Origin of the sequence: Enterobacter cloacae complex sp. P16RS2, from assembly GCF_014982155.1 — a bacterium.
Taxonomy (GTDB): domain Bacteria; phylum Pseudomonadota; class Gammaproteobacteria; order Enterobacterales; family Enterobacteriaceae; genus Enterobacter; species Enterobacter cloacae_M.
On sequence record NZ_JADCKW010000014.1, the window covers coordinates 217,257 to 242,667 of the forward strand.

The 25,411-nt window shown below is 54.3% G+C and carries 19 protein-coding genes and 4 pseudogenes; 13 read left to right on the forward strand and 10 right to left on the reverse strand.

All coding sequences use genetic code 11. The features are described 5' to 3' along the window. Nucleotides 1–31 precede the first annotated feature (31 nt). Nucleotides 32–2,846: pseudogene (locus INF68_RS10850) on the reverse strand (autotransporter outer membrane beta-barrel domain-containing protein). 454 nt (nucleotides 2,847–3,300) lie between these two features. On the opposite strand from INF68_RS10850, the gene hemB reads away from it, so the two are divergent. Beyond that, nucleotides 3,301–4,275: a porphobilinogen synthase gene (gene hemB / locus INF68_RS10855; protein WP_028017695.1), complete on the forward strand. Its 975-nt coding sequence runs from the start codon at nucleotides 3,301–3,303 to the stop codon at nucleotides 4,273–4,275. A 127-nt stretch (nucleotides 4,276–4,402) separates the two neighbouring features. After that, nucleotides 4,403–6,103: a lysophospholipid acyltransferase family protein gene (locus tag INF68_RS10860; RefSeq protein ID WP_109844801.1), complete on the forward strand. Its 1,701-nt coding sequence runs from the start codon at nucleotides 4,403–4,405 to the stop codon at nucleotides 6,101–6,103. 40 nt (nucleotides 6,104–6,143) lie between these two features. On the opposite strand, the gene tauD is transcribed toward INF68_RS10860, so the two are convergent. From tauD to mmuP, 6 genes are all read right to left on the reverse strand, one after another. Continuing rightward, nucleotides 6,144–6,992, reverse strand: a complete 849-nt coding sequence (tauD, locus tag INF68_RS10865; protein ID WP_126786052.1) for a taurine dioxygenase — start codon at nucleotides 6,990–6,992, stop codon at nucleotides 6,144–6,146. Next, a complete protein-coding gene (tauC, locus tag INF68_RS10870) occupies nucleotides 6,989–7,816 on the reverse strand; it encodes a taurine ABC transporter permease TauC (RefSeq protein ID WP_000029254.1) in 828 nt (275 codons plus the stop codon). The genes tauD and tauC overlap by 4 nt, the downstream gene beginning before the upstream one ends. Next, nucleotides 7,813–8,580, reverse strand: a complete 768-nt coding sequence (gene tauB, locus INF68_RS10875; protein WP_126786053.1) for a taurine ABC transporter ATP-binding subunit — start codon at nucleotides 8,578–8,580, stop codon at nucleotides 7,813–7,815. The genes tauC and tauB overlap by 4 nt, the downstream gene beginning before the upstream one ends. A gap of 10 nt (nucleotides 8,581–8,590) precedes the next feature. Then, on the reverse strand, nucleotides 8,591–9,553 hold the full coding sequence (gene tauA, locus INF68_RS10880; protein ID WP_126786054.1) for a taurine ABC transporter substrate-binding protein: 963 nt from the start codon (nucleotides 9,551–9,553) through the stop codon (nucleotides 8,591–8,593). Nucleotides 9,554–9,729: 176 nt separating this feature from the next. Further along, nucleotides 9,730–10,662, reverse strand: a complete 933-nt coding sequence (gene mmuM / locus INF68_RS10885; RefSeq protein ID WP_126786055.1) for a homocysteine S-methyltransferase — start codon at nucleotides 10,660–10,662, stop codon at nucleotides 9,730–9,732. Beyond that, nucleotides 10,649–12,049, reverse strand: a complete 1,401-nt coding sequence (gene mmuP, locus INF68_RS10890) for an S-methylmethionine permease (protein WP_001194698.1) — start codon at nucleotides 12,047–12,049, stop codon at nucleotides 10,649–10,651. The genes mmuM and mmuP overlap by 14 nt, the downstream gene beginning before the upstream one ends. Nucleotides 12,050–12,412: 363 nt before the next feature. Here mmuP and INF68_RS10895 point away from each other — a divergent pair, with 363 nt between their 5' ends. Next, nucleotides 12,413–13,522, forward strand: coding sequence for an AI-2E family transporter (locus INF68_RS10895; protein WP_059446603.1), 1,110 nt, complete (start codon nucleotides 12,413–12,415; stop codon nucleotides 13,520–13,522). A 119-nt stretch (nucleotides 13,523–13,641) separates the two neighbouring features. After that, nucleotides 13,642–15,426 carry a diguanylate cyclase gene (locus INF68_RS10900; protein ID WP_109844795.1) on the forward strand — a complete coding sequence of 595 codons (1,785 nt, stop codon included), beginning with the start codon at nucleotides 13,642–13,644 and terminating at the stop codon, nucleotides 15,424–15,426. A 31-nt stretch (nucleotides 15,427–15,457) separates the two neighbouring features. On the opposite strand, the gene INF68_RS10905 is transcribed toward INF68_RS10900, so the two are convergent. After that, the gene (locus tag INF68_RS10905) at nucleotides 15,458–15,967 is read right to left on the reverse strand and encodes a hypothetical protein (RefSeq protein WP_109844794.1); all 510 of its coding nucleotides are present in this window, start codon (nucleotides 15,965–15,967) and stop codon (nucleotides 15,458–15,460) included. A gap of 16 nt (nucleotides 15,968–15,983) precedes the next feature. Beyond that, nucleotides 15,984–16,883 (reverse strand): LysR family transcriptional regulator, encoded by a 900-nt coding sequence (locus INF68_RS10910; RefSeq protein WP_109844793.1) that lies wholly within the window; start codon nucleotides 16,881–16,883, stop codon nucleotides 15,984–15,986. 109 nt (nucleotides 16,884–16,992) lie between these two features. Between INF68_RS10910 and INF68_RS10915 the strand changes: the two genes are divergently transcribed. The 9 genes and pseudogenes from INF68_RS10915 to INF68_RS10950 form a co-directional block, all read left to right on the forward strand. Further along, nucleotides 16,993–18,198 carry an L-dopachrome tautomerase-related protein gene (locus INF68_RS10915; RefSeq protein WP_126786056.1) on the forward strand — a complete coding sequence of 402 codons (1,206 nt, stop codon included), beginning with the start codon at nucleotides 16,993–16,995 and terminating at the stop codon, nucleotides 18,196–18,198. A gap of 217 nt (nucleotides 18,199–18,415) precedes the next feature. Beyond that, nucleotides 18,416–19,027 carry a flavin reductase family protein gene (locus INF68_RS10920; protein ID WP_126786057.1) on the forward strand — a complete coding sequence of 204 codons (612 nt, stop codon included), beginning with the start codon at nucleotides 18,416–18,418 and terminating at the stop codon, nucleotides 19,025–19,027. A gap of 162 nt (nucleotides 19,028–19,189) precedes the next feature. Then, a complete protein-coding gene (locus tag INF68_RS23420) occupies nucleotides 19,190–19,810 on the forward strand; it encodes a catalase (protein ID WP_255518587.1) in 621 nt (206 codons plus the stop codon). Continuing rightward, nucleotides 19,735–20,262 (forward strand): catalase, encoded by a 528-nt coding sequence (locus tag INF68_RS23425; protein WP_252058469.1) that lies wholly within the window; start codon nucleotides 19,735–19,737, stop codon nucleotides 20,260–20,262. The genes INF68_RS23420 and INF68_RS23425 overlap by 76 nt, the downstream gene beginning before the upstream one ends. After that, nucleotides 20,259–20,846, forward strand: a pseudogene (locus INF68_RS10930) (cytochrome b). Before INF68_RS23425 ends, INF68_RS10930 begins: the two are co-directional and overlap by 4 nt. Before the next feature lie 400 nt (nucleotides 20,847–21,246). After that, nucleotides 21,247–21,741, forward strand: a complete 495-nt coding sequence (locus INF68_RS10935) for a molybdopterin-dependent oxidoreductase (protein WP_126786058.1) — start codon at nucleotides 21,247–21,249, stop codon at nucleotides 21,739–21,741. Between the two features lie 17 nt (nucleotides 21,742–21,758). Next, complete coding sequence (locus INF68_RS10940; RefSeq protein ID WP_109844790.1) at nucleotides 21,759–23,690, forward strand: bifunctional diguanylate cyclase/phosphodiesterase; 1,932 nt, start codon at nucleotides 21,759–21,761, stop codon at nucleotides 23,688–23,690. 63 nt (nucleotides 23,691–23,753) lie between these two features. Further along, nucleotides 23,754–24,422 (forward strand): annotated as a pseudogene (catA, locus tag INF68_RS10945) (type A chloramphenicol O-acetyltransferase). A 3-nt stretch (nucleotides 24,423–24,425) separates the two neighbouring features. Continuing rightward, nucleotides 24,426–24,544, forward strand: a pseudogene (locus INF68_RS10950) (IS3 family transposase); the annotation flags it as partial. 21 nt (nucleotides 24,545–24,565) lie between these two features. Here INF68_RS10950 and INF68_RS10955 read toward each other — a convergent pair. Beyond that, on the reverse strand, nucleotides 24,566–25,177 hold the full coding sequence (locus tag INF68_RS10955) for a LuxR C-terminal-related transcriptional regulator (RefSeq protein WP_126786059.1): 612 nt from the start codon (nucleotides 25,175–25,177) through the stop codon (nucleotides 24,566–24,568). Between the last annotated feature and the right edge of the window lie 234 nt (nucleotides 25,178–25,411).

A 25,411-nucleotide genomic window follows, 5' to 3' on the forward strand; every position in this document is an offset into this window, starting at 1 on the left:
GCGGGGGAGATAACCACTCCCCCGCTTTTATTCATTTCCAGGTATATTTCACGCCCAGATTAGCGCCCCAGTTCTGATCAACGTCGCCGCCGCCCAGATAAGTGGCATCGGTGTAAGCACTGAAGTTCTTCGTGAAGCTAAACTGGGTGCCCAGCCCTACCCGCACAGCGGAGCCTTTCACGCCGTTATCAATGCTGTCACCGTTAATATCGGCATTGTTATCAGCATCGTCATATACGTAGGCCAGTTTGAAGTAAGGCGTCAGAGCCTGTTCACCGCCGTAGTTGAAGGTGTAACCCGTATCAACGCCGAGTTCATAACGCAGGCTATCGTAAGATTGTCCATCTACGCGCATGTCATTGCTCAGACGATAATCATCGCCAGACTGGAACAGGCCAGAGACGGCTGCATACGGCGTAACGTAGCCAGAGAGGTTTGGCTTCCAGTCATAACCCAGCTTCAGCCCAAAACCAACAGCATCATTCGTGGTATTGCCGTCAACGTACTGACCGTTGCTCATGTTAGCGGAGAGATCGCTGTTGAAGCGGGTGTAGCTCAGGGAGCTGTCGATGAACAGATCTTTCATGAACTTCGCTGACGCGTAGATCATCGCAGTCTGGCTATCCTGATCGACCTGACCGGTACGATCGCTGGTATCACCCTTCGCGAAACCTGCCGCACCACCGACGATCCATTTCGCGTTATTACCGTCAATCAGGGTGTCCACACCCACCATAATGCCGCTCACGTCCTGATCGTAGCTGATAACGCCATTGTCACCGTCGAAGTTGCCACCGAAGTAGCTCACCCACGCCCCGCCGTTATCCGCCAGGCCGTGACGGCTGTTGGTCAGACGCGTGCCAACGGTATCCTGCTGCAGATTCCAGATGACGCGTGCCAACGGTATCCTGCTGCAGATTCCAGATATTGGTATTGGCAGAAGGGATGCTCAGCGCCATATTGGCAGAATCGGTCAACTCTTTCTGCTGAAGGACAACGGAATCACCCTGCTGCTGCGCCTGGTAGGTGTAAGCGCCTAAATCGGCTTTGTTTGCGGCAGTGAAGCTGGCTGTGGTATCCGCGTTATTGTCATAGACGCGAATAATCTCTTTGTTTTTGTAATCAGCAACGGAACCGGCACCGGTCGCATCGTCGATGCGCACCTGGTAGTTACCCGCAACGTTACCATTCACTGACAGATGGCCGTCTGAGTTAATCGCCACAACACCGTAGTCGTAATCGGCATTGTACTTATCGTTAGTGATATAGCGTGCGTTGTTCAAATCGCTGTTCAGGACGTAATCACGGCTGGCAACGTTCAGCACCCCGCCATCGGTCAGTTCCATATTGTGCGTATCAACCTGACCCAGCCCCAGCGCCAGCTCAGCACCGTTATCCACGGTGATGGTGTTGGCATACAGTTGGGCCGTTTCTTCCGTCAGTGCCGCACGGCTATAGCTGTCCAGATACAGATGGTCGGTCGCCACGGCACCGCTGTCTCCAATATTCATTGATGAAGCATTGGTCAGGGTGATGGAGTCCGCCAGCAGACCAGAGTCTTCGACGTTAACCTGAGACTGGTTGTTTACCGTCAGCGTGTCGATATTAGAAAGCTTGCGGGTATCCCACTCAGAGCCGTTATCCAGCGCGATGTTAAACAGCCCGCTCTGATACACCGCTTCACCCGTAACGTGTCCGTTACTGTCATAAATGGAATCCGGCCAAATGCTGTTAGGGGATAAGCTACTCCAGTCTACGTTGCTGTAGCCCAGACCATACATCTGCGCTGTGCCGATAGCCTCGACGCTGGACTGTGCTGCACCGACCCATTTACTGCCGTTGGTCAGGGTGACATCCAGCTTATCGGTACCATCCCAGCCGTTGGTGGTTGGGTTATAGACACCGTCTGCAGTGGTATCCGTAGCCGGATCGCCGTTCGGATAGAAGTTGTTGTCGAAGGTGCTGGAGAACAGAATATCGCCAGTAACGGTGGAGTGATCGAACGTGGCAGTGGTCTGCATCGCGTTATCAGACGCGCTAGCGGCTACGATCAGCGCTGCATCATCCGCCGCCGTGGCATTCGTTTCACCGTAGTCGCTCGGTTTCGCGGTTTGACCGTAGAACCCGCTGGTTCCCAGATCGCTGTACGCGCCTGAGGTCAGAACGGAGTCTTTCACCACCAGCGTGTCGGTAAATACTTTGCTGCTGTTGGCTACGCCTTCAACACCGTCGTAAGGAGTGTTATCCGACTCCTGATAACCCTGCGTCAGGGTAATACCGGCAATGTGGGAATTATTCTGGATAACAATATCGGACTCCACATCCAGGGTAATCGCATTACCCTGATTATACGTGTCCAGATAGTGTCTTTCCGTATTTTCCCCGTTCACGACATCATACGCATAATGCTCATAGGTATCGTTAATGGTGGAATTATCTACGGTCAGGCTAAAACGATCGTATTGAGAATGGTTGGTGCCATCGGTATCCAGGCCGTCAGCACACGAGGAGGTCATACACTTAGAGGTAATCATGCCATTAATGGTACTGTTGGAAATGCTTAACGCATTCGCCCGCCCATTGATGCCATCATCCAGATAGTATGTTGAAATAACACCATTCACGGTGCTTTTATTCATCACCGGATAAATATCGCCGTCGTGGGTCGCGTCTGAGTAATCCCAGTCGGCATAGCCATAATACCAGGGAGCGGAAGCGGTATTATCGTATCCGAATGTATTATATGTCGTACCGGAAATATCCTTCGCATTGGCCTGAGAAGCGATAGCCAGGGTGCAGGCTAATGCAAGTTGAGATACAACGAGTTTCTTTTTCCATGTTTGCATTGGGTCATCCCTCCTCAGGGACGTAAGCAAGTTTGTCCATCAATGATTTTGCAATGTTTAGTTTAATTGCGGAGGGAATTATGCATTTTCATTTCGAAAAGGTTCAATGAATGTTTCCATTAAGTCCGTATCCAGACTAATAACACATCAAAACCGAGAAAGCCTCTGTCACTACAGATAAATATTATAAAAACAAAGCATTAAAATAGAGACGAAACATAATGTACATATAAATATAAATAATGAATCATTTTCAATGATGTTTTCTATTTAATATAAAAACAATATGAATAACTCATCTCCATTTCAGCGTTATACTGTCCTGCATTATATATTGATGCCAAAAAACCAGACTCATCGCATTTTACAAAATAAAATGCCCACTTTTACCAAAACACCTGTCTCCACTTTGAGGTACACTAGCCTTCTTTGTTCCACAAACATCAGGCATACCATGACCGATTTAATTGCACGTCCCCGCCGCCTGCGCAAGTCACCTGCACTGCGCGCTATGTTTGAAGAGACAACCCTGACCTTAAACGATCTGGTGTTGCCGATTTTTGTCGAAGAAGAGATCGATGACTACAAAGCCATCGAAGCCATGCCGGGCGTAATGCGCATTCCGGAGAAATATCTGGCGCGTGAGATTGAACGCATCGCCAACGCGGGGATCCGCTCGGTGATGACCTTCGGCATCTCTCACCATACCGATGCCACCGGCAGCGACGCGTGGAAAGAAGATGGCCTCGTCGCCCGCATGTCCCGCATCTGCAAAGAGACCGTGCCGGAAATGGTGGTTATGTCAGACACCTGCTTCTGCGAATATACCTCCCACGGCCACTGCGGCGTGCTGTGCGATCACGGCGTGGATAACGATGCCACCCTGCTGAACCTCGGCAAACAGGCGGTCGTTGCTGCCGCTGCGGGTGCGGACTTCATCGCGCCCTCTGCCGCAATGGACGGACAGGTTCAGGCGATCCGTCAGGCGCTGGACGCGGCGGGTTTTACCGACACCGCCATCATGTCTTACTCCACCAAATTTGCCTCCTCCTTCTACGGCCCGTTCCGTGAAGCTGCGGGCACGGCGCTGAAGGGCGATCGTAAAACCTATCAGATGAACCCGCTGAACCGTCGGGAAGCGATTCGCGAATCCCTGCTTGATGAAGCCCAGGGCGCAGACTGCCTGATGGTGAAACCTGCGGGCGCGTACCTTGATATCCTGCGCGACATCCGCGAGCGCACCGAGCTGCCGCTGGGCGCTTACCAGGTCAGCGGCGAGTACGCGATGATCAAATTCGCCGCGCTGGCCGGTGCGATTGACGAAGAGAAAGTGGTCCTCGAAAGCCTCGGCGCCATCAAACGCGCAGGCGCGGATCTGATCTTCAGCTACTTCGCGCTGGATCTGGCCGAGAAGAAAATTCTGCGTTAATCCGCTTTAGCGCCGGGTGGCGGCTTCGCCTTACCCGGCCTGCTCTCTGCGCTAATCTTCACCAAACTGCAATACAACCGACATCTGCGCCTTCTACTGTCTTCGCAAGACGGCAGGAGGAGTAACCATGTTTAGCCTCGATAGCGTTCTCGACGATCTTTGGCCTCAGGCGAGGCCTGCACCCTGGCAAAAAAGTCTGTTAAAAAGACTGTTTTACGAAGACGAATTTCAGCAATTTGCAGCAGCACACCGCCACCTGAAAGGACTGGATATGGTGGAGCAAGTTCTGGAACACCTTGATATTCTCTGCACCGTTTCCGCCCGCGATCTTGAACAAATCCCCGAACATGGCCCTCTGGTCATTATTGCTAACCACCCGACGGGTACGCTGGACGGTCTGGCGCTGATGTACGCCGTTTCTCGCGTGCGACGCGATGTTAAAGTCGTCACCAACAGGATGCTGACCCACCTTGAGCCCCTCAGCTCGCTGTTTATTCCGGTGGATAATATGGGCGGCAGGACGGCGAAATCGTCCCTGGTGCAGATGGAACAGCATCTGCAAAACGCGGGCGTGCTGATCTTCTTCCCGGCCGGAGAAGTTTCCCGCCCCACGCGCAAAGGCATTCGCGACAAAAAGTGGCACTCTGGCTTTATCAAACTCGCCAGCAAGCTGCGCGCTCCGCTGCTGCCGGTGCATATTCAGGCGCATAACAGCCTGCTCTTCTATGCCAGCACGCTGGTCTCCCCGACGCTGTCAATGCTGTTACTCATGCAGCAGATGTTCCGCCGCCGCCACAGCCAGCTGCCGATTAAGATCGGCCAGCAGATTGCCTGGCATCACTGGCACAGCGCCACCCTTTCGTCGCGTGAGATGGCCGAACAGTGCCGTCAGCACGTGATGCGTCTTGGCAAGGGATTGCCTGGCGTCTTTAAAACCCAGTGCGCCATTGCCCGTCCGGAAGACCGTGCCACCCTGAAACGCGCGCTGGCGCAGGCCGAATGTCTGGGCAATACCAGCGACGGTAAAACCATCTATCTTTGGCAGCGCAACGGGCAGGAAGACGCCCCGCTGCTGCGCGAGCTGGGCCGCCTGCGCGAGATTGCCTTTCGCGCGGTCGAGGAAGGGAGCGGCAAACGTCGGGACACCGACAGCTACGACGATGATTATCTGCACCTGATCCTGTGGGATGAGGACGATCTGGAGATCGTCGGGGCGTATCGCTTTATGCCGACGGCCATGCAGATCGAAAAGCGCGGCGTTGAGGGGTTGTACAGCTATAGCCTGTTCCACTACGACGACAAAATGCAGGACGTACTGGAGCACGGCATTGAGCTGGGGCGCAGCTTTATTCAGCCGCGCTACTGGGGACGCCGCGGCCTGGACTATTTATGGTCCGGCATTGGAGCCTACCTGGCGCGTTATCCGAACTACCGCTACCTGTTTGGCCCGGTCTCGATTTCCGGTGGCTTACCGCCTGCCGCACGGGATCTGCTGGTGGCCTTTTACCGCCTGTGGTTCCCGGCAACGCATCCGCTGGCCGCGTCACGTCAGCCGTATCCCGCATCGCTGCCGGACGTGCTCGCGCAGTTTGGCGGCGTGGATTACGTAGACGATCTGACGAAGCTGAAATCCCTGCTCGGCAATCTGGGCTGCGGCATTCCGCCGCTCTACAAGCAGTATTCCGAGCTTTGCGAACCCGGCGGCGTGCAGTTTATTGATTTTGGCAGCGACCCGGCGTTTAACGACTGCGTCGACGGACTGGTGCTGGTGGATTTGTGTTACCTGAAGGCGAACCGCTATCAGCGGTATATTGAGGCGCACCTTTAAATATGCAGTTTTTTGTAGGCCGGGTAAGGCCTACGTGTAATCAAGGGCGGTAGAACGGCTTATCCCCCAGGATCGTCGCCCGCTGCATAATCCGGCGCTGCGGAAGATAGTCCGCATTGGCATAGTGCTGCGTTACGCGGTTATCCCAGATCGCCAGGTCGTTCTCCTGCCAGCGCCAGCGCACCTGAAACTCCGGCCTGGTGATATGCGCGAACAGGAAGCTTAACAGCGCCTCGCTCTCTTTCTCCGTCACGTCCACAATGCGCGTCGTGAACCCTTCGTTCACGAACAGCGCCTGCTTGCCCGTGACAGGATGGGTCCGCACCACCGGGTGCAGCAGCGGAGGATGCTTCGCAACCGCCTCCTGCCAGCGCTGATGTTCCTCTTCCGTTTTACGGTACTTGTACTCCTGGAACGATTTTTTGAAGTCGTGCTCCGCCCGCAGCCCGCTCAGCAGCGTCCGGAACGGCGCGGAGAGCGCCTCATACGCTGCAATCCCGCTGGTCCACAGCGTATCGCCGCCGGTTTCCGGCAGCAGCTTCGCCGCCAGAATCGCCCCGGCGGGCGGCGTCTCGATAAAGGTTACGTCGGTGTGCCAGTTGTCGTTATCCGGCGGGTTATCGTTGTGGGTGTCCAGAACGATAATCTCCTCCACGCCTTCCGCATGCGGATAGACGGGGTGGATATGCAGATCGCCAAACCGCAGGGCCAGCGCGCGCTGCTGCTGCGGGGTAATCGCCTGTTCGCGCAGGAAAACGACCTGATGACGCAGCACCGCGTGGTACAGCTGCTCGAACTGGTTATCGCTCAGCGGACGGGTCACATCCAGGCCCGACACCTGCGCGCCAATGTACGGCCCCAGCGGGGTAATGGTCAGACGTTCACTCATTGTATTTCTCCATGCCAGGGCGTCAGGCGGCGCTGTAACGCGCGCAGCCCCAGTTCTAATCCGAAGGCGATCGCGGCGATCACCGCGATCCCTGCCAGCACCACGTCAGTCGCCAGGAACTCTCCCGCCGACTGCACCATAAAGCCAAGGCCGCGCGTGGCCGCAATCAGCTCTGCCGCCACCAGCGTGGACCAGCCCACGCCGAGGCCGATGCGCAGCCCGGTTAAAATTTCCGGCAGCGCGCCCGGTAAAATCACGAACAGCAGCACCTGCGTGCGGCTGGCTCCCAGCGACTGCGCCGCGCGGATCCGCACCTGCTGGGCGCTCTTCACGCCTTCCAGCGTTGACATTGCAACCGGCGCAAAGATCGCCAGATAGATGAGTAAAACTTTGGGCGTTTCACCTATGCCGAACCAGATAACCACCAGCGGCAGCCAGGCCAGCGGCGGCACCGGACGGTAAAGCTCAATCAGCGGATCGAGAATACCGCGCACTGTCGGGCTTAAGCCCATCGCGATCCCGACCGGTATCCCGATAATTACCGCTGCCAGCAGCGCCACCAGAATACGCGCCAGACTGGCTCCAAGATGCTGCCAGAGCGTGGCATCCATAAAGCCCTGCGGCCCGGCGATGGTAATGAGTTTGGCCAGCACCTGGCCCGGCGGCGGCAGAAACAGCGGGCTGACCCACTGCTGGGCAGCAACCGCCCACCACACCGCCAGCAGCAACAGCAGCGTACCGACGCTCAACGTGATTTGGCGCGAGAAAGGCCAGCGCAGCGCCAGACGCGTGCGGCGCGTTTTTTCACTGAAGACGATGCTCATGAGAAAGCCTCCCGTTGTTCAAACACGCGGCTTAAGACGTATTCACGCTGTTCGATAAACAGCGGATCGGATTTGATGCTGCGCACGGGCTCTCCCGCGACGTAGCGGCGGGCGAAATCCAGCGGCAAGCGCTCCAGCACGCGGCCCGGCCCCGGCGAGAGCAGCACCAGCTCCGTCGCCATAAACACCGCCTCTTCGATATCGTGGGTAATCAACAGCACCTGCTTGCCCGTCTCGTGCCACAGGCGCAGCAGCAGGGTTTGCATCTGCTCGCGGGTGAAGGCGTCGAGCGCTCCGAACGGCTCGTCCAGCAGCAACAGCTGCGGATTCGCGGCCAGCGCGCGGGCAATACCCACGCGCTGCCGCTGGCCGCCGGAAAGCTGCCAGATAAAGCGTTTTTCCGCCCCTTCCAGCCCCACTTTTTTCAGCATCGTCCGTGCCGTTTCCAGCCGCTGTTCGCGATTGACGCCCGCAAGCTGTAGCCCAAACGCCACGTTTTCCTGCACGTTGCGCCAGGGAAGCAATCCTTCGTTCTGGAAGACCACGCCGCGCTCGGCGCCCGGGCCTTCCACCTTTTTGCCTTCCAGCTGGATGGTGCCATGCTGATAAGGGACAAACCCGGCGATCAGATTCAGCAGCGTGGTTTTTCCGCACCCGGACGGGCCCAGCACCACCAGCAGCTCACCGCTGTCCAGCGTCAGGTTGATATCTTCCAGCGCGGGTTTCCCGCCGTAATCGGCGTACAGGTTCGTAATATTCAGCATGGCGGACTCCTTATTTCACAAAACGATCGGTCACGTACTGGCTGTAATCCGCCGCTACCGCAGGCACTTTGCCCTGCTCTTTCAGGAAGGTGGCGGTATCCACAATCGCTTTGTTTACCGGCCCGGTCAGCTGCTGCACCTGCTGCGCGGGGGTCAGATAGGTATTGCCTTTCACCAGACCCGGCACGTCCGCTTCCGGCACGCCGCTCAGGCGGGAGAGTTTTTCCAGGTTGGCGGGCTGCTTCAGCCATTCATCCGGGTTAGAGATGTACGGCTGCTGGGCATCAATCGCGCTTTTGGCGAAGGCTTTCACCACATCAGGATGTTTCTCGGCGAAGTCTTTGCGCACTACCCACACGTCGAGAGTTGGCGCGCCCCACTGGCCCACTTTTTCTGAGTCGGTCAGCACGGTGCCGTCTTTTTCCAGTTCGTTCACTGCAGGTGCCCACACATAGGCCCCGTCAATATCCCCGCGCTGCCAGGCGGCGATAATCGCCGGCGGCTGCAGGTTGATGATTTGTACCTGACCCGGCTTGATGCCCCAGTGTTTGAGCGCCGCCAGCAGGCTGTAGTGGGTGGTGGAGATAAACGGCACGGCGATGCGTTTGCCGATCAGATCTTCCGGTTTGGTGATGTTTTTCTTCACCACCAGCGCTTCAGAGTTACCGAGCTGCGAGGCGAGCAGGAAAACCTCAATCGGTACCTGCTGGCTGGCCGCCACCGCCAGCGGGCTGGATCCGATATTGCCGATCTGCACGTCGCCGGAGGCTAACGCACGCACCACGGATGCGCCGCTGTCGAACTTGCGCCAGTCGACTTTCGCGCCGCTCTCTTTCGCAAAGGTGTTGTCCGCCTGCGCGACTTTCGCCGGTTCCGCAGAGGTTTGATACGCGACGGTGACGTCCACCGCCTGCGCCTGAAATGCCCACAGCGCCAGTGCGCCGAGAAGTGTGATTCGCGATGAAATTGCCATAGTGTCTGCTCCCCTTGTTGTTATGAGGGCAGTATTTCCGGCGCGGGAATTTTGATAAAGGAATAAAAATGAATCGCTCATAACGATTCGTTTTTAGATAAAAAGCGGGAAAGGATAGTTGATTTTGTGCGGTTGTTTTTTCCCTCTCCCCGTGGGAGAGGGTCAGGGTGAGGGCATCAGCGCTGCGCGTTCAACTCAGCAATGTCTTTCGGCGTGGTGCGACAGCATCCACCGATTAATTTGGCCCCGACTTCCAACCACTGCGGCAGATACCCCGCCAGCGTCTCGCACGCTTCGCCGTGGTGGTGCCAGGTTTTGGTGACCGCATCATAATGCTCGCCCGAGTTCGGATAGACCACCAGCGGCAGCGACGTCAGGCTTTGCAGATGCTTCAGCGCCGCCGTGGTGTTTTCCAGTGCGATGCAGTTAATACCCAGCGCGACAATCTGCGGAGAGTTTGCCAGCGCGCTGACCACCTCATGCAGCGGCGTGCCGTCGCTCAGGTGTTCGCTGTCGCGCAGGGTAAAGGAGAACCACGCCCGGGCGCGGGGGTACTCGGCCAGAAGCGCCGCCAGCGCCTTAATCTCCACAAACGAAGGCAGCGTTTCGCAGGCCAGCAGGTCAGCGCCCGCATCCAGCAACGCTTCCACGCGCGGGCGGTGGAAGGCAGTAAACTCCCCGGCGCTGCGCACGTAGTCGCCGCGATACTCTGAGCCATCCGCCAGATACGCGCCGTACGGCCCAACGGATCCCGCCACCAGCAGCGTGCCCGCGTGCGGATTTTCAGCCAGATACGCTTCGCGCGCCTTGCGCGCCAGCTCCACGCTTTTACCGATTAGCGCGCGGGACTGCGCTTCGTCCAGGCCGCGCGCCGCAAAACCCGCAGGCGTGGCCTGATAGCTGGCGGTGATCGCCACCTGCGCGCCCGCGCGGTAGTAATCGAGATGCACTTCGCGGATGAGTTCCGGGTTTTCCACCAGCACTTTGGCTGACCAGAGGCTGTCTGCCAGGTTACAGCCGCGCGCTTCCAGCTCCGTCGCCATCGCGCCATCCAGCACCAAAAACGGCAGTTTTTCAAGGATGGCGGTAAGCGGGTTATTCTGCGACATGTTCAGGCTCCTGCGATGTCATATTTCGGGTCAGGTAGTACGCACCATAACACAGAGCGACAAACGGAAGCCCGCAATAAAGGGCAATGCGCTGGCTCGGGTCAAACCACAGGCCGACACAGGCCACCACGCAGAGAATAAAACCGAGCACCGGCACCAGCGGATACCACGGCGCGCGATACTGCAGCGCAGAGAGCGGCTGCCCGGACTGCAGATGACGGCGACGGAAAACGAAGTGCGACGCGCAGATGCTGATCCACACCGCCACCACCGCAAAGCCAGAAATCGCCGAGAGCGCGACAAACACCGTGTCCGGGGCCACGACGCTTGAGAACAGCGCCAGCACGCCGCCGAGCATAGAGACCGACAGCGCCGTCAGCGGCACGCCGTTTTTGTTCACGCGGGCAAAGCAGCGCGGCAGCGTTTTCTCATTAGAGAGCGACCACAGCATGCGCCCGGAGGCGTACAGCCCGGAGTTCGCTGCCGAGAGGATCGCCGTCAGGATCACAAAGTTAAAAATATCCGCCGCGTAAGGAATACCGACCTTTTCAAACACCAGCACGAACGGGCTCTTTTCCACGCCCGCCTGCTGCATCGGGATCAGCGCCGCCAGCACAAACACGGTGCCGATAAAGAAGATAATCAGGCGCGCAATGGTGGTGCGGATCGCAACCGGAATCACCTTGTGCGGATTTTCCGTTTCCCCCGCCGCGATGCCGATGAGCTCCGTCCCGGAGAAGGCAAAGTTCACCGCCACCATGGTCATCAGGATCGGCAGGCCGCCGTGCGGGAACCAGCCCTCGGCGGTGATGTTGCTTAAGCCCGGCGCGGGTGAACCGTCCTGCATAGGGATAAAGCCAAAGACCGCCGCGCCGCCAAGGATAATAAAGGCGATGATGGTGATGACTTTCACCAGGGAGAACCAGAACTCGCCTTCAGCAAAGAAGCGCGTAGAGATGACGTTCAGGCCAAAAATCACCACGCAGAAGACCACGCACCAGGCCCAGACGGGCACCTGCGGGAACCAGTACTGCATGCAGAAGCCCGCGGCGGTAAAGCTCGAGCCGAGCGCCACCGTCCAGGTGAGCCAGTAGAGCCACGCCACGGTGTAGCCCGTCGCCGGGCCAAGATAGCGGGCGGCATAGACGTGGAACGCGCCGGTTTCCGGCATCGCTACGGAAAGCTCGCCCAGACACTGCATCACCAGCCAGACCACCAGCGCGCCTATCAGGTACGCCAGCAGCGTGCCCGCAGCCCCGGTCGTTGAAATGATGTATCCGGTATTGAAGAATAACCCTGTCCCAATCACGCCACCCAGCGAGAGCATAATCAGGTGGCGTGTTTTCATGGTGCGCTTAAGCTGCCCATTTTCTTGTTGTGTTTGCATATTACCTTCTATACGTATGGACATCTAAACATCCAAAGAAGGTGTGTTATACCGCGATTGTTAATAAAAAGCTAGATGACCAGACGCAAACGGGCGCGCCGCGCGCTGAGTCTGGGGTGGGTCGTGAGGATCACATAGAGAATCGGACGCCAGGCCATAAGCACCTCCGCAAGCAGATACTTACAGCATGGTGCGGGAAAAGGCGATCTTCGGTCAGTCGAAAGTGGTATCCGTGAAGAGCAGATTCATACCGCAACACTGCCCGCAGGACGGGTAAGGCGCAGCCGCCAGCCGGCGCAAGGTTGGTAATTCTCACAATCAGTTCTATAGTCGACACAGTTTCTTAGTAACCAGGACTGACTGATGCGCTTTAACGGACTGACCAAAGGTTTCTTTATCTTTATTCTTGCCCTTGTGACCTGGGCCTTCTTCGACGTGCTGTCGCCCTACTTCTCCGCGATACTGTGGGCCGCGATTCTGACCGTCATCTTCAACCCGGTAAAAAACAGGCTGCGCACCGCGCTGGGGGATCGCAACGGGCTTGCCTCGCTGTTGACCATCGGTATTATCTGCCTGATCGTCTTTATCCCGTTGATGGTGATCCTCTCCTCGCTCGCCATTGAGCTGAACGTGGTTTACACGAAGCTTCAGGAGAACAACACCCAGTTTCCGGAAGTGGTAGCGAGCATCTTCAACCATCTGCCTGACTGGGCCAGCGGCTTCCTGGCGGATCACAACCTGACCAACGCCGCGCAGATCCAGAAAAAACTCTCTGATGTCGCCCTGCAGGGCGGGCAGTATCTCGCCGGCAGCGCGTTTCTGATTGGCAAGGGCACGTTTGGCTTTGCGATAAGCTTCGGCATCATGCTTTATCTGCTGTTCTTCCTGCTGAAAGACGGCCCGTATCTGGTGCGCCAGATCCTCGACTCCCTGCCGCTGTCTGATTTCGCCAAGCATCATCTGTTCGCCAAATTCGTCGGCGTGTCGCGCGCCACGGTAAAAGGTACGGCGGCGGTGGCGGTGGTTCAGGGCATCCTCGGCGGGATTGCGTTTGCGATTGCCGGTATTGACGGCAGCGTGCTCTGGGGGGCGCTGATGGCCTTCCTCTCGCTGGTGCCCGCCATCGGCTCGGCGATTGTCTGGGTGCCCGCCGCCATCTTCCTGTTCGCCACCCATCAGCTTTGGCAAGGGCTGTTTATTGTCGGCTTCTTCGTGATTATCGTCGGGCTGGTGGACAATATCCTGCGCCCGCTGCTGGTCGGGAAAGACACCAAAATGCCGGACTACCTGATACTGATCTCCACCCTCGGCGGCATGGAGCTGTACGGCATTAACGGCTTTGTGATTGGGCCGCTCATTGCCGCGCTGTTTATCGCCTGCTGGAACCTCTTCTCAGGGCGCGATCACGAAGGTAACGCCGAAGAGCTGGACCCCGACTTCATCGAAGAAGGAAAAAATCCTCCAGAATTGTGAGGATGTGACGATATAGACCACACCAGGCGGCGCTGTGCCGCCTTTTTTTTCGCCTTAAATCAGACGTTTTCTATAATTTGAAGAACGCCATCCTACTCATGTCGTAAAAGGATCATCAGGTGCGAATCGCGACGATAACAAACTGGGCCTATGGGGCCACGGTCTGCCTGACCATCGCCTCCGGCATTATCATGCTGATGGCGTCCAGTGCTGATACCCTCGAGCGTCAGGCCGTTGAACAACGCCAGCGTTTTGATGAGCTTACGGAAGATATCGAAACCGATGTCTGGGCACAGTCTGATTTAGCACGGCTGTACGTCATTAAAAAAGATCCTCAGGTTCTCAAGGAATATAACCAGGCGGAAAACAGCCTGAAGAGCATCGAGCTTCGGCTGGAAAAGTTGCAGGATAACGGCGCATCGGATGAAGAACTGGCCCTGCTGCATGAAGGAATAAAGATCGTCGATGAGCTACAGGACGAGCAGCAAACGGCACTAACGAGCGCGACGCAGGGAGAAGACGCGCAGGCCGTTGCGCTGCTCTACGGTGCGCCCTATGAGCAGGAGCTGGAGCGCGCGCAGAGCCAGATCGATCACTTCCGCCAGATACTCGACAAACGCGTCATCGCCTCCGTTCAGGACGCGACAAAAAAATCGAAAGCGCTGCGTACCGCGTCTGAGCTGATGGTCGGCCTGACCGCCCTGCTGTTCCTGTTTGTTCTCGGCTTTATATTAAAGCGCCGCGTGCTGCGTCCCGTGGTGCGCCTGAGCGACGTGGTGCACCGTCTGGCATCCCAGGATTACGCGGTTGAAACGCCCAATTTCAACCAGATTGATGAGATTGGCGATATGGCCCAGGCCATCCGCATCTTCCGCGAAAACGGCCTGGCGCGACAGCGTCTGGAAAGAGAACGCGATGCCGACTGGGCCATCCGCGAGCTGCTGGCGCGCATGACCCAGCGGCTGCAGGGGTGTGAGAACTTTAACGATGTGATTAACGTGGCGGAACTTTTTGCGCCTAATATTGCGCCGGGGATCGCGGGCCGACTTTACGTCCTTGACCGGGAGCCGTGGCAGATGCGCTGCGTCGCGCAATGGCTTTCACCGGTTGGTGAAGAGACGAGCTTCCACCCTGACGAGTGCTGGGCCGTGCGTCGCGGGCAGAGCCACCCGCCGGTAAACGGTGAGCCGGATATCGCCTGCTATCATCTTCCGGCCCCCCAGGCGGATAGTTCGCTGTGCGTGCCGCTTATCGCCCAGGGCGAGGCCATTGGCCTGCTCTCCTTCCAGAATACCACGCCGGACAACGCCCCATCCCGCGCCTATCTGGAACTGATGGCCGAAGCGCTCGGTCTGGCGCTGGCCAACCAGCGTCTGCGCGACGCGTTGCTGGAAAAAGCCTTGTTCGACCCGCTCACCGGCCTGCGTAATCGTCATCATCTGGAAGATACCCTGCAAACCCAAACGGCACAGGCATTGCGCACCGGCGAGCCGTTAAGCTGCATGATGATTGACATCGATCACTTCAAGAGCATCAACGACCGCTTCGGCCATGAAGCGGGCGATCAGGTGATTAAAAGCGTGGCGTCAATTGTCCAGCGGGTTGCCCATGACAACGGACTCGCATTCCGCTACGGGGGCGAGGAGTTTCTGGTGCTGCTTCCCGGTGCCGATGAACCAGAGGCGCACGCCTGCGCGCAGAAGATTTACAATAGCGTGCATGAGCTGTCGATTCGCTACGGGCTGACCGAGATTGGGCCGGTGGATGTGTCGATTGGCATTGCCAGCTACCCGCAACATGCCCAGACTGACAACCTGCTGCGCGCTGCGGATGTGGCCTTGTACCGGGCGAAAGAGCTGGGCCGCGCGCGGATTGTGAGCTTTGGGATGCTGGAGGCGGGCTGACGCTTATTCTCGCGCCCTGACTTTCCCCGGTTCAGGCGCGCGTGATAGCCCAGAGCACCACAATCCCCAGGGCATTGCTCCGCTTTTCCACATAAAGGATGGTATCGGAATAAACGTTACCCTGCGGGTTACAGATGCGGATCTCCTTCTTTAATTCCGGCTCGTAGACTTCCGCACCCGAGCAACTGTGGCGGGTACTGGACTCATACCGGTAAGGGTTGCTCCAGGCCGAATAGTCCCCCTCCAGCAGCCAGGCCGTTGTAAAGACCACGAACATGGCAACCGGCAGGCTGCAAATAAAGAAGCCGAGGTAGATTTTCACCGCGTCAGCAAGGCGCTTACCTTTCAGTCTCCCCTTTCTGATGAAATAGACCATCGGCACCAGCGCCAGCAGCAACGCCCCACAGGCAAGGTACTGCTCCCCGCGGATCGAAAGGTATGTCACGCGGTAAATGTTGACTGACCAGACCACAAAACCCGATATCAGTGCTATCCCGCCCGCGATGAGAGGGATCCAAAAGGAAAAACGCGCTTTTTTCATGGTGGACTCGCCCTTATCATTCTTGCCGGGTCAGAAGGTCAATCATTGCCCGGGTGGCTGCTGACTGACGTCGGTGCGGAGCGAACAGCACGGAGAAAGGTCGCGACCGTCCCTGGAGTTGTGGCAACACCTCAACTAACTGGCCGCGCTGTATTCTGTCCTGGACGATAAATTCATAGCTTTGGCAGATCCCCATCCCCTGCTCCGCGAGCGAAACCACGCCGAGTACATCGTCTGATATTTCGATGGTTGACCCCGGCAACCAGTCAATATCGCGCCCTTCATCCCGAAATACCCAGGGGGCAATGCGACCGGTACGCGGCATGATAAACGGCAGGCACTGATGGCGCTGCAACTCCTCCAGCGTCTGAGGTTTCCCTCTTCGATGCAGATAGTCCGGGGAGGCGACCAGAAGCAATGCCGCGTCTTCCAGCTTTCGCCCCACAAGCCCACTGTCAGGCAACTGTCCCAGACGGATCGTCAGATCGAATCCCTCCGCGATCAGGTCAACGTTGCGATTGGTAATGTTCAATTCAATCTGAACGCGCGGGTATTGTTGGGTAAAGCATGCCAGCAGCGGCGGCAGGCGGTAGTGGGCATAGGTCGTCGGGACACTCATTTTCACGCGACCGGTCAGATCGCCCTCCTGACCGCGTCCATCGCGTTCGGCGTCATCAAGCAGAGAAAACGCGGAGCGCGCCTGCTCAACATAGACACGCCCGGCTTCAGTCGGCCCCACCCGGCGGGTCGTGCGCTGTAACAGCTGCCTTCCAAGACGCGCTTCCAGGCGGGTAACCGCGCGACTCAGTACCGAAGGTGTGGTTGAAAGGGCAACCGCTGCGGCAGTAAAAGAGCCGTGTTCAACAACAGCAATGAAGACTTCAACGTCTCCGAGGTAATCGAATTTACGGCTCATTTTGCTCTCTCTGGAACAAATCTTTTTCAATTTGGCTAATTTATCTCCCGTTGGGCGATGAGTAAAGTGGCCTGCATTCATCACCTGAACGTGCCACCGGAGACTTTCAATGTTCAACCGCCCCCTTATTCTGCCCGCCATCGCATTGGCGGCATTGTTTACTTTCCCGAGTGTAGTCAACGCGACGAATAACCCGCCTCTGGAGCGTTGGCGAAGCTACGCCGGCGTGAGCTGGGATGCCGCTCAAGACGGAAAGATACCGGCGACGTTTTCCGGTTCGGTCAATGCCCCTATTGCGGGTATCCACTTTGATGCAACGGACCGGGCCTTTGTCAGCACGCCCCGGCTGGTTTCAGCTGCGGCTCCCGCGACATTAAGCATTCTTGATACCACTGTGCAGTCTGGCCCTGCCCGCCTGACGGCGTTTCCCTCCCGCGAGGGGAATGCGGTAAACACCGATCCGGCTGAGAGCCTGCGCAACGTACTCGGTTTTTATGTTGACCGTAAAAACGGCTGGCTATGGGCGCTGGACATGGGGTTTGTTGCAGGCGAAACAGAATCCCCCGTGGGGGCGCAGAAACTGCTTGTACTGGATCTCCACTCTGGCCGCACCATCAAACGTATCGCCCTGGATGGCGTAGCGGACCGCAAGGCCAGCTTCCTTAATGATGTGGTGGTCGATGAGAACCGCCGTGTCGCCTTTATCTCCGACAGCGGCTCGCGGAGTGCGCCGGAAAACCGTGTGGGCGTGATTGTCGTGGACTTCGCCACCGGTAGGGCACGACGCGTACTCGATCGTCACCCTGCGCTGCAGATTGAACCTGGCGTTAACGTTGTCTCGCACGGGGCTGAAGTATGGCCGGGTAAACCATTGCTGATTGGCATCAATGGCATTGCACTTTCTCCCGATGCGAACACGCTGTACTGGACAGTGACAACCGGCACGCGTGCTTATGCGGTACCGACCGCAATACTCAGACAGCCAGCTTCAACCGATGTGCAAATCGCCGAAAAGATCCGCGATCTGGGCAGAGTGGGAGGCAACACCGACGGTATGGTGACAGATGAAAAAGGTAACCTCTACATTACCGATGTCACACGCAATGGTATCGTCAGATACGACCCTAAGACCCTTTCCATGTCGCTGATTGCGGCAAGCGAAGAGGTGCGCTGGCCAGACACGCCGGCAATCCGTCCGAACGGAGACCTTGTATTTACATCGAGTCGCCTCAGTGACCACTTCGCGGGAGCCGTTAAACCGGGAGAGGAACGCTATGATTTGTGGCGCTTGCATCTCGATGCTTTACAAAAATAAGGGCAAATAAACCAGGAGCCCAGCATATGGGGGCTCCTGATTTTACACGATCTTATTTCCTTAAAGGCTGAACGTGGTGTCTTCCCCCTGCTCAGGAAGAAGCGGTTAACATTGCGCTCCTGGATATTCCGTGAGCCGCATTTTACTTCACGCTTCACCGAAGTAACGCACGTTTGCACAACGTAGACTGGGCCTTCGTTAATCAGAGGATGATAAAATGAAAACCCAGCAGGTCGATTTTGCTTCTTTATATTTTGGTACACCGGTCGCCATTATCTCCAGCCAAAATCCTGACGGTTCAACCAACCTGAGTCCGGTCTCCTCGTGGTGGATCCTTGACCGGAATATCGTATTCGGGCTTGGCACCTCCGGAAAGTGTTATGAAAATATCACGGGCAACCCCGATATTGTTCTGAACATTCCGGACAGCAGGCTCTGGCCGAATATTGAAGCTATCGCAAATAAAACGGGAAAAGCATCCCCACCGGAATGGAAGAAAAAGATGGGATATGTTTTTGAACCGGATAAATTTAGCTGCGGAAATTTCCATAAAGAAAAGGCAGTAACGATTAACTCATTGAGAATTAAAGAGTGTCCTGTACAAATAGAGGCTCGGGTTTGCGGTATAGCGCCCCTGACAGGTTCACAGGGGAACCTGGTGTCCGTTGATGCCGCGATAACCTGCGTCCACGTTTCTGAGGCATTATTAATTCGTACTCAGAGAGGGGTGAAATTTAACATGGAGAAATGGAATCCCCTCTATTACCTGTTTCGCCACTATTTCTCGCTGGGTCACCGGCTCGGTCATAACTTCCGACACGATGAGTAAACCGGCCTTTTTGACAGCGGAAAGGTTTAAACTTTTCGTGATATTCTTTCTTTACGCCCCTTAGTTTCTATACTCGAGCCATATTCGCCACCGTATTAACACATGTCACGCGCAATACGTTGTGCATGACATGTGAAGATATTTTGTTCCGGAAAAACGTCTATGTCGAAACTGGATTTAAAATCCAAAAAAACCTGGGGCGCGCTGGCAGCGATCGCCGTTGTCGCCGGTACGCTGGCATCTGCTTTTGCATGGACGGAGGGCTGGCTTGGTTCACGCACGGTCAGCGAGGCACTGGTAGGTGAAACACCGAAACCCTTCCCGCCGGGTTTTCGCCGCGCGCATGGAAAAGGCATCTGCTTTACCGGCACCTTTACGCCAAACGGATCGACGGATTCTCTTTCAACCTCCCGCCTCTTCTCGCAGCAGGAAGTGCCCCTGGTGGGCCGGTTCTCTATTGGTACCGGCGATCCCCATGCCCCGGATAGTACAACCAAAACCCTGAGCATGGCGCTGATGCTGAAGACAGATGACAAGCAACAATGGCGGATGGCGATGAACAACGAGCCTTTCTTCGCCACGCACAGCCCGGAAGGTTTTCTGGCCTTGCGCAAAGCCACGGCTGTCGATGCAGCCACCGGCAAACCGGATCCACAGCGTCTCGCAGACTTTTTGAAAGCGTACCCGGAGGCGGAGAAATACCTTAAATGGGCGGCACAAACCCCGCGCCCGCCAGCTTCGCGGGCGCGACGTTTTACAGCATTAACGCCTTTTATCTTGTGAACGCGCAGGGAGATCGCCAGGCCGTTCGCTGGATGATGCGTCCGCACGAGCCTTTCCTTTCGATGAGCGCTGAACAACGACAGAAAGCCGATGACAACTTCCTGTTTGAAAACCTGCGTCAGCGTCTGGCGCAGAAGCCACTCTACTGGGATTACGTTTTGCAGCTCGCACAGCCGGGCGATCCGGTGGATGATCCTTCCCAGCCATGGCCTGAGGATCGCAAGCAGATGGTGGCCGGCACGCTGGAAGTGACGCGGGTCGAAGCTCAATCCACAGGCGCGTGCCGCGACGTTAACTTTGATCCTTCTGTCGTTCCTGCAGGCGTTGCGGTGTCTGATGATCCCATCTTAAACGCCCGCTCCGCAGCCTACTCCCACTCTTTCAGTCGCCGCGAGCGGGAAATCGGCTACGGCAAGGCCACTGAAGCCGTGCAAAAGCAGGAGGTAAAATGAGCCCGAATAAAAATATACGAGAGCACGCAACGCAGCATTTCAATATCCTGGCGCGAAGCCTGCACTGGCTGATGGCGGGGATGATCCTGGCGATGCTTTTCATCGGTGCCGCGATGATGACGTCGTTACATCACCGGATTTGGTTAATCGACCTGCACCGGCCGCTGGGTATCGCCATTTTACTGCTGGCAGTGGTGCGTCTGGTCAACCGGCTCCTTAGCCGGACGCCTCCACTACCTGCCGATTTGCCCGTCTGGTAGGTGCTTGCCGCAAAGGCATCACACTGGATGTTGTATGGGTTAATGCTGGCAATGCCACTGCTGGGCTGGGCGCAACTGTCGGCAGCGGGCCTGCCGATTGTGATGTTTGATGGCGTCAACCTGCCGGCGATTGTCCCGACCAGCCCAGCGCTGTATGCCTGGTGTCACGACGCCCATAGCCTTCTGGCAAAGTTGCTTTTTGCTGTGGTGCTGGTCCATCTCTCTGCCGCACTCGTTCATGCGTGGATCTACCGGGACGAAGTGTTTTCCAGCATGGCGAGAGGGGATAAGTCGGCGTCAGCCATCCAGGATGACCTGAAGTAAGTAAAGCGATGCGGGACAAGCACAATCGGAATGTTCGAGTCCTCACATATCATCGTCATCCTGAAGCTACAGACACAACCGGGACGCGTGTTTAATCTCCAGATTCGCGCCCCAAAAAGCCACGGACACCCCAAAATTGTCGTGGAAGTTAATATCAATCAGTTAAAGCGACTATTTTTTAAACAGAAGAGCATTTGTGCCCACAATTTTAGCTTTTATCAAAAAGTTAAGCGTCGCTCGAGTATCAAACCCTCTGTCATCCGCAACACCTAACTCATTGATTAAAATGAGTTTATCTCAACAAAAACGATAAAACCCCTTACTCCCCAACAAAATATATCAACTCGTGTGATATCTAAATTATAATTCTTATACTTATGTTAAAAAGGTGGAGGTCAAAATGCGATTAACCCTACTGCTGTTATGCTGTCTCGTACAAAGTGTAACCTGGGCTGGCGAGCTGCCAAAACCAGTTGGTAAACCCATTTTAACGATTTACGGTAATATAGAAAATACCAATGAAAATGGAAAAGCAGTGTTTGATCTCGCCAGCCTTGAAAAACTGGGTGTGGTGAGTTTTGAGACAACATCTCCCTGGTATAACGGTCGTACGAAGTTTGAGGGTGTTCCCATGAATAAACTCATGGATTATGTGGGTGCGAAGGGAACTAACGTTAATGTTATTGCGCTCAATGATTACTCTACCGTGATCCCTCTCAGCGACTTTAAAAAATACAACGCCATACTTGCCTTAAAGATCAATGGCGAATATATGCGCATTCGCGATAAAGGCCCATCGTTCATTGTATACCCCTATGACAGTCTTCCTGAGTTGAATAATCAAATTTATTACTCGCGTTCAGCATGGCAGGTTAGCAAAATTAAGATTGAGTAGTCGTTCAGGAGAACATAATGAACAGGATACTGGTTGGTATCATTTTTTCTCTTTTTATCACGACAGGATATATTGCATTCCTTGTTTACGATCGACAGCAGGAATTGCAAAAACTGACTCAATACACTGAGTCCTGGTCCGTGGCACAACTGGTATCAGAGTATTACCGTTTTGAATCATGGCTTGGTCTATACGCAACCGATACTGATGACGTTACGATAGACCAGGTCCGCATGCGTCTCGAAATTATGTTAAGCCAGAGCGATTTAATGAAAGGGGGAGATTTAGGTCGCTATATTGACAGCGATAAAGCGCATCAGGAGCTCGCTTTGCGCTTAGAGAAAATACTGGCCTATCTGGATAGCCATCTTGAAAAAATGAGCCACCCAGAGCTACAGGCATACCTGACAAATATGCACGATCTCGATGCGCCGCTGAGCCAGCTTTCTGCAACGGCACTGACGAAAGATATTAACACGGTTAATGAATCCAACCATAAAATACAGATACTTTATTATATTTATTCGGTACTTTCATTACTGCTGGTGATATTAAGCTTTATTCTTGGTTTCTTAATGATCTACCAGAATAAAAACATTCTCAAAGCGCACATGCAGGTTAAAAGCCTTGCTGACGAACTTCAGATATCAAAAGAAACGCTGCAAATTCAGAACTCGAAGCTGGAGTATGATGTTTATCATGACTCCCTCACCGGCATGAAAAACCGCCTCTTCTTCTGGGACGATCTCAACAAAATTAATCTTCAGGCAGATAAAAACCACATTCCCGTCACGGTGATGTTATTTGATTTAGACCGCTTCAAAGAGGTCAACGATACCTATGGCCATGATGCCGGAGATTTGCTGTTGAATCAGGTATCCAGACGCCTCACCTCAATGAGCAGCGCCACTGATACGTTTTACCGTTTGGGCGGAGACGAGTTTGCCCTGTTGTCCAGTGGACTCACTGAAGCAGCAGCGGTTTCGCGTGCCAAAGAAATCAGCGAACATATCAGCCAGCCCTATACGATTAACAACCAGCTGATAAAAATCGCCACCTGTGTGGGTATCGTGTTATCGGATAATGAACGGCGCTCTGATTATCTTTATAAATTTGCCGATCTGGCGCTCTACGAAGCCAAAAAAGAGGGTTCACAGCAGATTAAAGTCTTCCGTCAGTGGATGCTGCAAAAGTTGCAGGAAAGTAGAACCCTTGAACATGATATGGCACTGGCCATCGATAACCATGAATTCGTTGTTTATTACCAGCCTATTGTCGATTCATTCAGCAATGAAATTTACGGCTATGAAGCGCTTATTCGCTGGATACACCCGGTGAAGGGGCTACTATCACCCGATTACTTTATTTCCGTCGCGGAGAAAACGGGGATGATCAATCAGATCGGCAAAACCGTGCTGGAGCTTGCCTGCCGGGAAGCGGTTTCCTGGACGGTTCCGGCAAGGATCTCTGTGAACGTCTCACCCGTTCAGTTGGGCACGAAATCCTTTACGGCAATGGTACAGTCCATCCTGAAGGAGACAGGACTTCCGGCAAACCGTCTTGAATTAGAGGTTACGGAGTCATCGCTCTTCAGCGACAGCAACACGCCGCTCACTATTCTCAAAAAGCTGAGAACGCTGGGTGTAAGAATTTCAATCGATGATTTCGGTACGGGTTATTCGTCGCTCTCACGACTGAGTGAACTGAATTTTGATAAAATTAAAATCGACAAATCCTTCGTGAACCCGATATCCACGCAGGATGATGCCCTTAATATCGTTAAATTGATAACCGGCATGGCGAAGAGCCTCAATATGAGGGTCATTGCAGAAGGTGTTGAAACCGAAGCGCAGCTTGAACGTCTTCAGGCGCTTGGCTGCGATCTCGTCCAGGGATACCTGTTCGGAAAACCACAGCCTGAGATTGACAGGAAGATTAGATACGGTTGAAATGGTTGCGCGGCTTTTTCTGGCCTAAAACCCTTTAGTCGATTGATAATCAAAGGTTAAACAATGAAAAAAATAGCCCCGGCCTATACACCTGTTGATTTATCTCGCTGGGCCAGGAAGGAGCATTTTGAAGTTTTCCAGTCATTTGCTGAGTGTACCATTAACCAAACGGTTCTGATCGACATTACCGCGCTGCGAAAACATATCAAAGAAGTCGGCTGGAAGTTTTACCCGACGATTATTTCCCTCCTCTCTAAAATCATGAACCGGCATCCGGAATTCCGTATGGCCATGAAGGACAATGAGCTTGTTATATGGAATGAAATTCATCCCAGCTATACCATTTTCCACCCTGAAGCAGAGACCTTTTCGTCACTGTGGAGCCATTTCGACGGCAATATTCATCACTTCCAGAACACCTATGCAGAAGACGTTGCCCGCTATGGCAATAACCTTTCTTAATGGCCGAAGGAAGAGTCACGGGAAAATATCTTTTTCGTATCGTCTATTCCCTGGGTAACGTTTACGAACTTTACAATGAACATTGCGCACATGAAGAACTTCTTTTCCCCGATGTTCACGTTTGGAAAATACTACGAACAGGATGGAAAAGTGTTGTTGCCTATGGCGGTGCAGGTCCATCATTCCGTGTGCGATGGTTTCCACGTAGCAAGAATGTTTAATGAGCTGCAGGAGATGTGTGATGGGTTGCCGACGAACGTAACATATTAAAAAAGCCGTCGCGGTAACGGTCACAATAACGCGGTTACAGAAAGCTTTTCGAGTTGTTGAAACGCGAGCGGATAAAGAAAGAGTGCTATGGAACGCGGGGAGTGGCCCGTTGCGATACTTTTTTTACACCAAAATTTTAAATATCAATTATCCATCCGTTTTTTACCTTGCAAGTTTTCCAGAAACATAAGCAGCTCAAAGTTACTGGATAACTGATACTTATTCATCACTAAATGTTTTTGGGAATAAACCGTTTTATTGCTTATGCTTAACTCTCTTGCTATATCAGAGATTGCCTGGCCGCGAGACAGACGAGACATAATGCGCATCTGCTGAAGCGATAACACGTTACATTTATTAACGCAGCAACTTCTACACGCGTCAACTCCTGAGTATTTATAAGATTGATTCAATAAGCTTATAATTTTTCTTTGTAGGTCTTTCAAAGACAAATCTCGCCGGATAAATACAATATCGTGAGTACATGTTTTAATGACGCCTGGTGTTTCTTTTTCATGGTCGACAATACCGATGATAATGCTTTTTTTACGAAATTTTAACTCCGGAGTGCAGGTATAAAACTCCCCAGGCCCAAACCCAATAATGATAACATCTGCTTTACTGACGTTTTCAACATCAAATACCGGCAAGAAATCAACATCCCTCTGATAATAAGATAAAAACAACTCCGACAAAAATAATTTTAAGCTACTCATATAGAGAGTGTCATGATCTCTAATAAGAACATTAAGCATAATTAAACCCCGATATTTGTATAAAAAAAGCAGAAGATAAGCATTGAAATAAAGTAAAAAAGTGCTGAGGTATTGCCCGGATGACTGGGTCTATTGACAGGAGTGTCAAACAACAATAATAAGTGATATATTGCTTCTCATTTTATCTATCGATGAGTACAACCGAGAAGATAAAAAGAAGCCAGAGCTGCAATTCTGGGTTTTCTTTTTATCTTCATCGTTGCGTCTATAGGT

Bases quoted from the DNA above. Each gene is read 5' to 3' on its own strand.
- INF68_RS10910 (WP_109844793.1), bottom strand. From the start codon at position 16,883: ATGAGCCGTAAATTCGATTACCTCGGAGACGTTGAAGTCTTCATTGCT.
- INF68_RS10935 (WP_126786058.1), top strand. From the start codon at position 21,247: ATGCGATTAACCCTACTGCTGTTATGCTGTCTCGTACAAAGTGTAACC.
- hemB (WP_028017695.1), top strand. From the start codon at position 3,301: ATGACCGATTTAATTGCACGTCCCCGCCGCCTGCGCAAGTCACCTGCA.
- tauD (WP_126786052.1), bottom strand. From the start codon at position 6,992: ATGAGTGAACGTCTGACCATTACCCCGCTGGGGCCGTACATTGGCGCG.
- INF68_RS10955 (WP_126786059.1), bottom strand. From the start codon at position 25,177: ATGCTTAATGTTCTTATTAGAGATCATGACACTCTCTATATGAGTAGC.
- INF68_RS23420 (WP_255518587.1), top strand. From the start codon at position 19,190: ATGTCGAAACTGGATTTAAAATCCAAAAAAACCTGGGGCGCGCTGGCA.
- INF68_RS10915 (WP_126786056.1), top strand. From the start codon at position 16,993: ATGTTCAACCGCCCCCTTATTCTGCCCGCCATCGCATTGGCGGCATTG.
- INF68_RS10920 (WP_126786057.1), top strand. From the start codon at position 18,416: ATGAAAACCCAGCAGGTCGATTTTGCTTCTTTATATTTTGGTACACCG.
- INF68_RS23425 (WP_252058469.1), top strand. From the start codon at position 19,735: ATGGGCGGCACAAACCCCGCGCCCGCCAGCTTCGCGGGCGCGACGTTT.
- mmuM (WP_126786055.1), bottom strand. From the start codon at position 10,662: ATGTCGCAGAATAACCCGCTTACCGCCATCCTTGAAAAACTGCCGTTT.
- tauA (WP_126786054.1), bottom strand. From the start codon at position 9,553: ATGGCAATTTCATCGCGAATCACACTTCTCGGCGCACTGGCGCTGTGG.
- INF68_RS10905 (WP_109844794.1), bottom strand. From the start codon at position 15,967: ATGAAAAAAGCGCGTTTTTCCTTTTGGATCCCTCTCATCGCGGGCGGG.
- INF68_RS10860 (WP_109844801.1), top strand. From the start codon at position 4,403: ATGTTTAGCCTCGATAGCGTTCTCGACGATCTTTGGCCTCAGGCGAGG.
- INF68_RS10895 (WP_059446603.1), top strand. From the start codon at position 12,413: ATGCGCTTTAACGGACTGACCAAAGGTTTCTTTATCTTTATTCTTGCC.
- tauB (WP_126786053.1), bottom strand. From the start codon at position 8,580: ATGCTGAATATTACGAACCTGTACGCCGATTACGGCGGGAAACCCGCG.
- INF68_RS10940 (WP_109844790.1), top strand. From the start codon at position 21,759: ATGAACAGGATACTGGTTGGTATCATTTTTTCTCTTTTTATCACGACA.
- mmuP (WP_001194698.1), bottom strand. From the start codon at position 12,049: ATGCAAACACAACAAGAAAATGGGCAGCTTAAGCGCACCATGAAAACA.
- tauC (WP_000029254.1), bottom strand. From the start codon at position 7,816: ATGAGCATCGTCTTCAGTGAAAAAACGCGCCGCACGCGTCTGGCGCTG.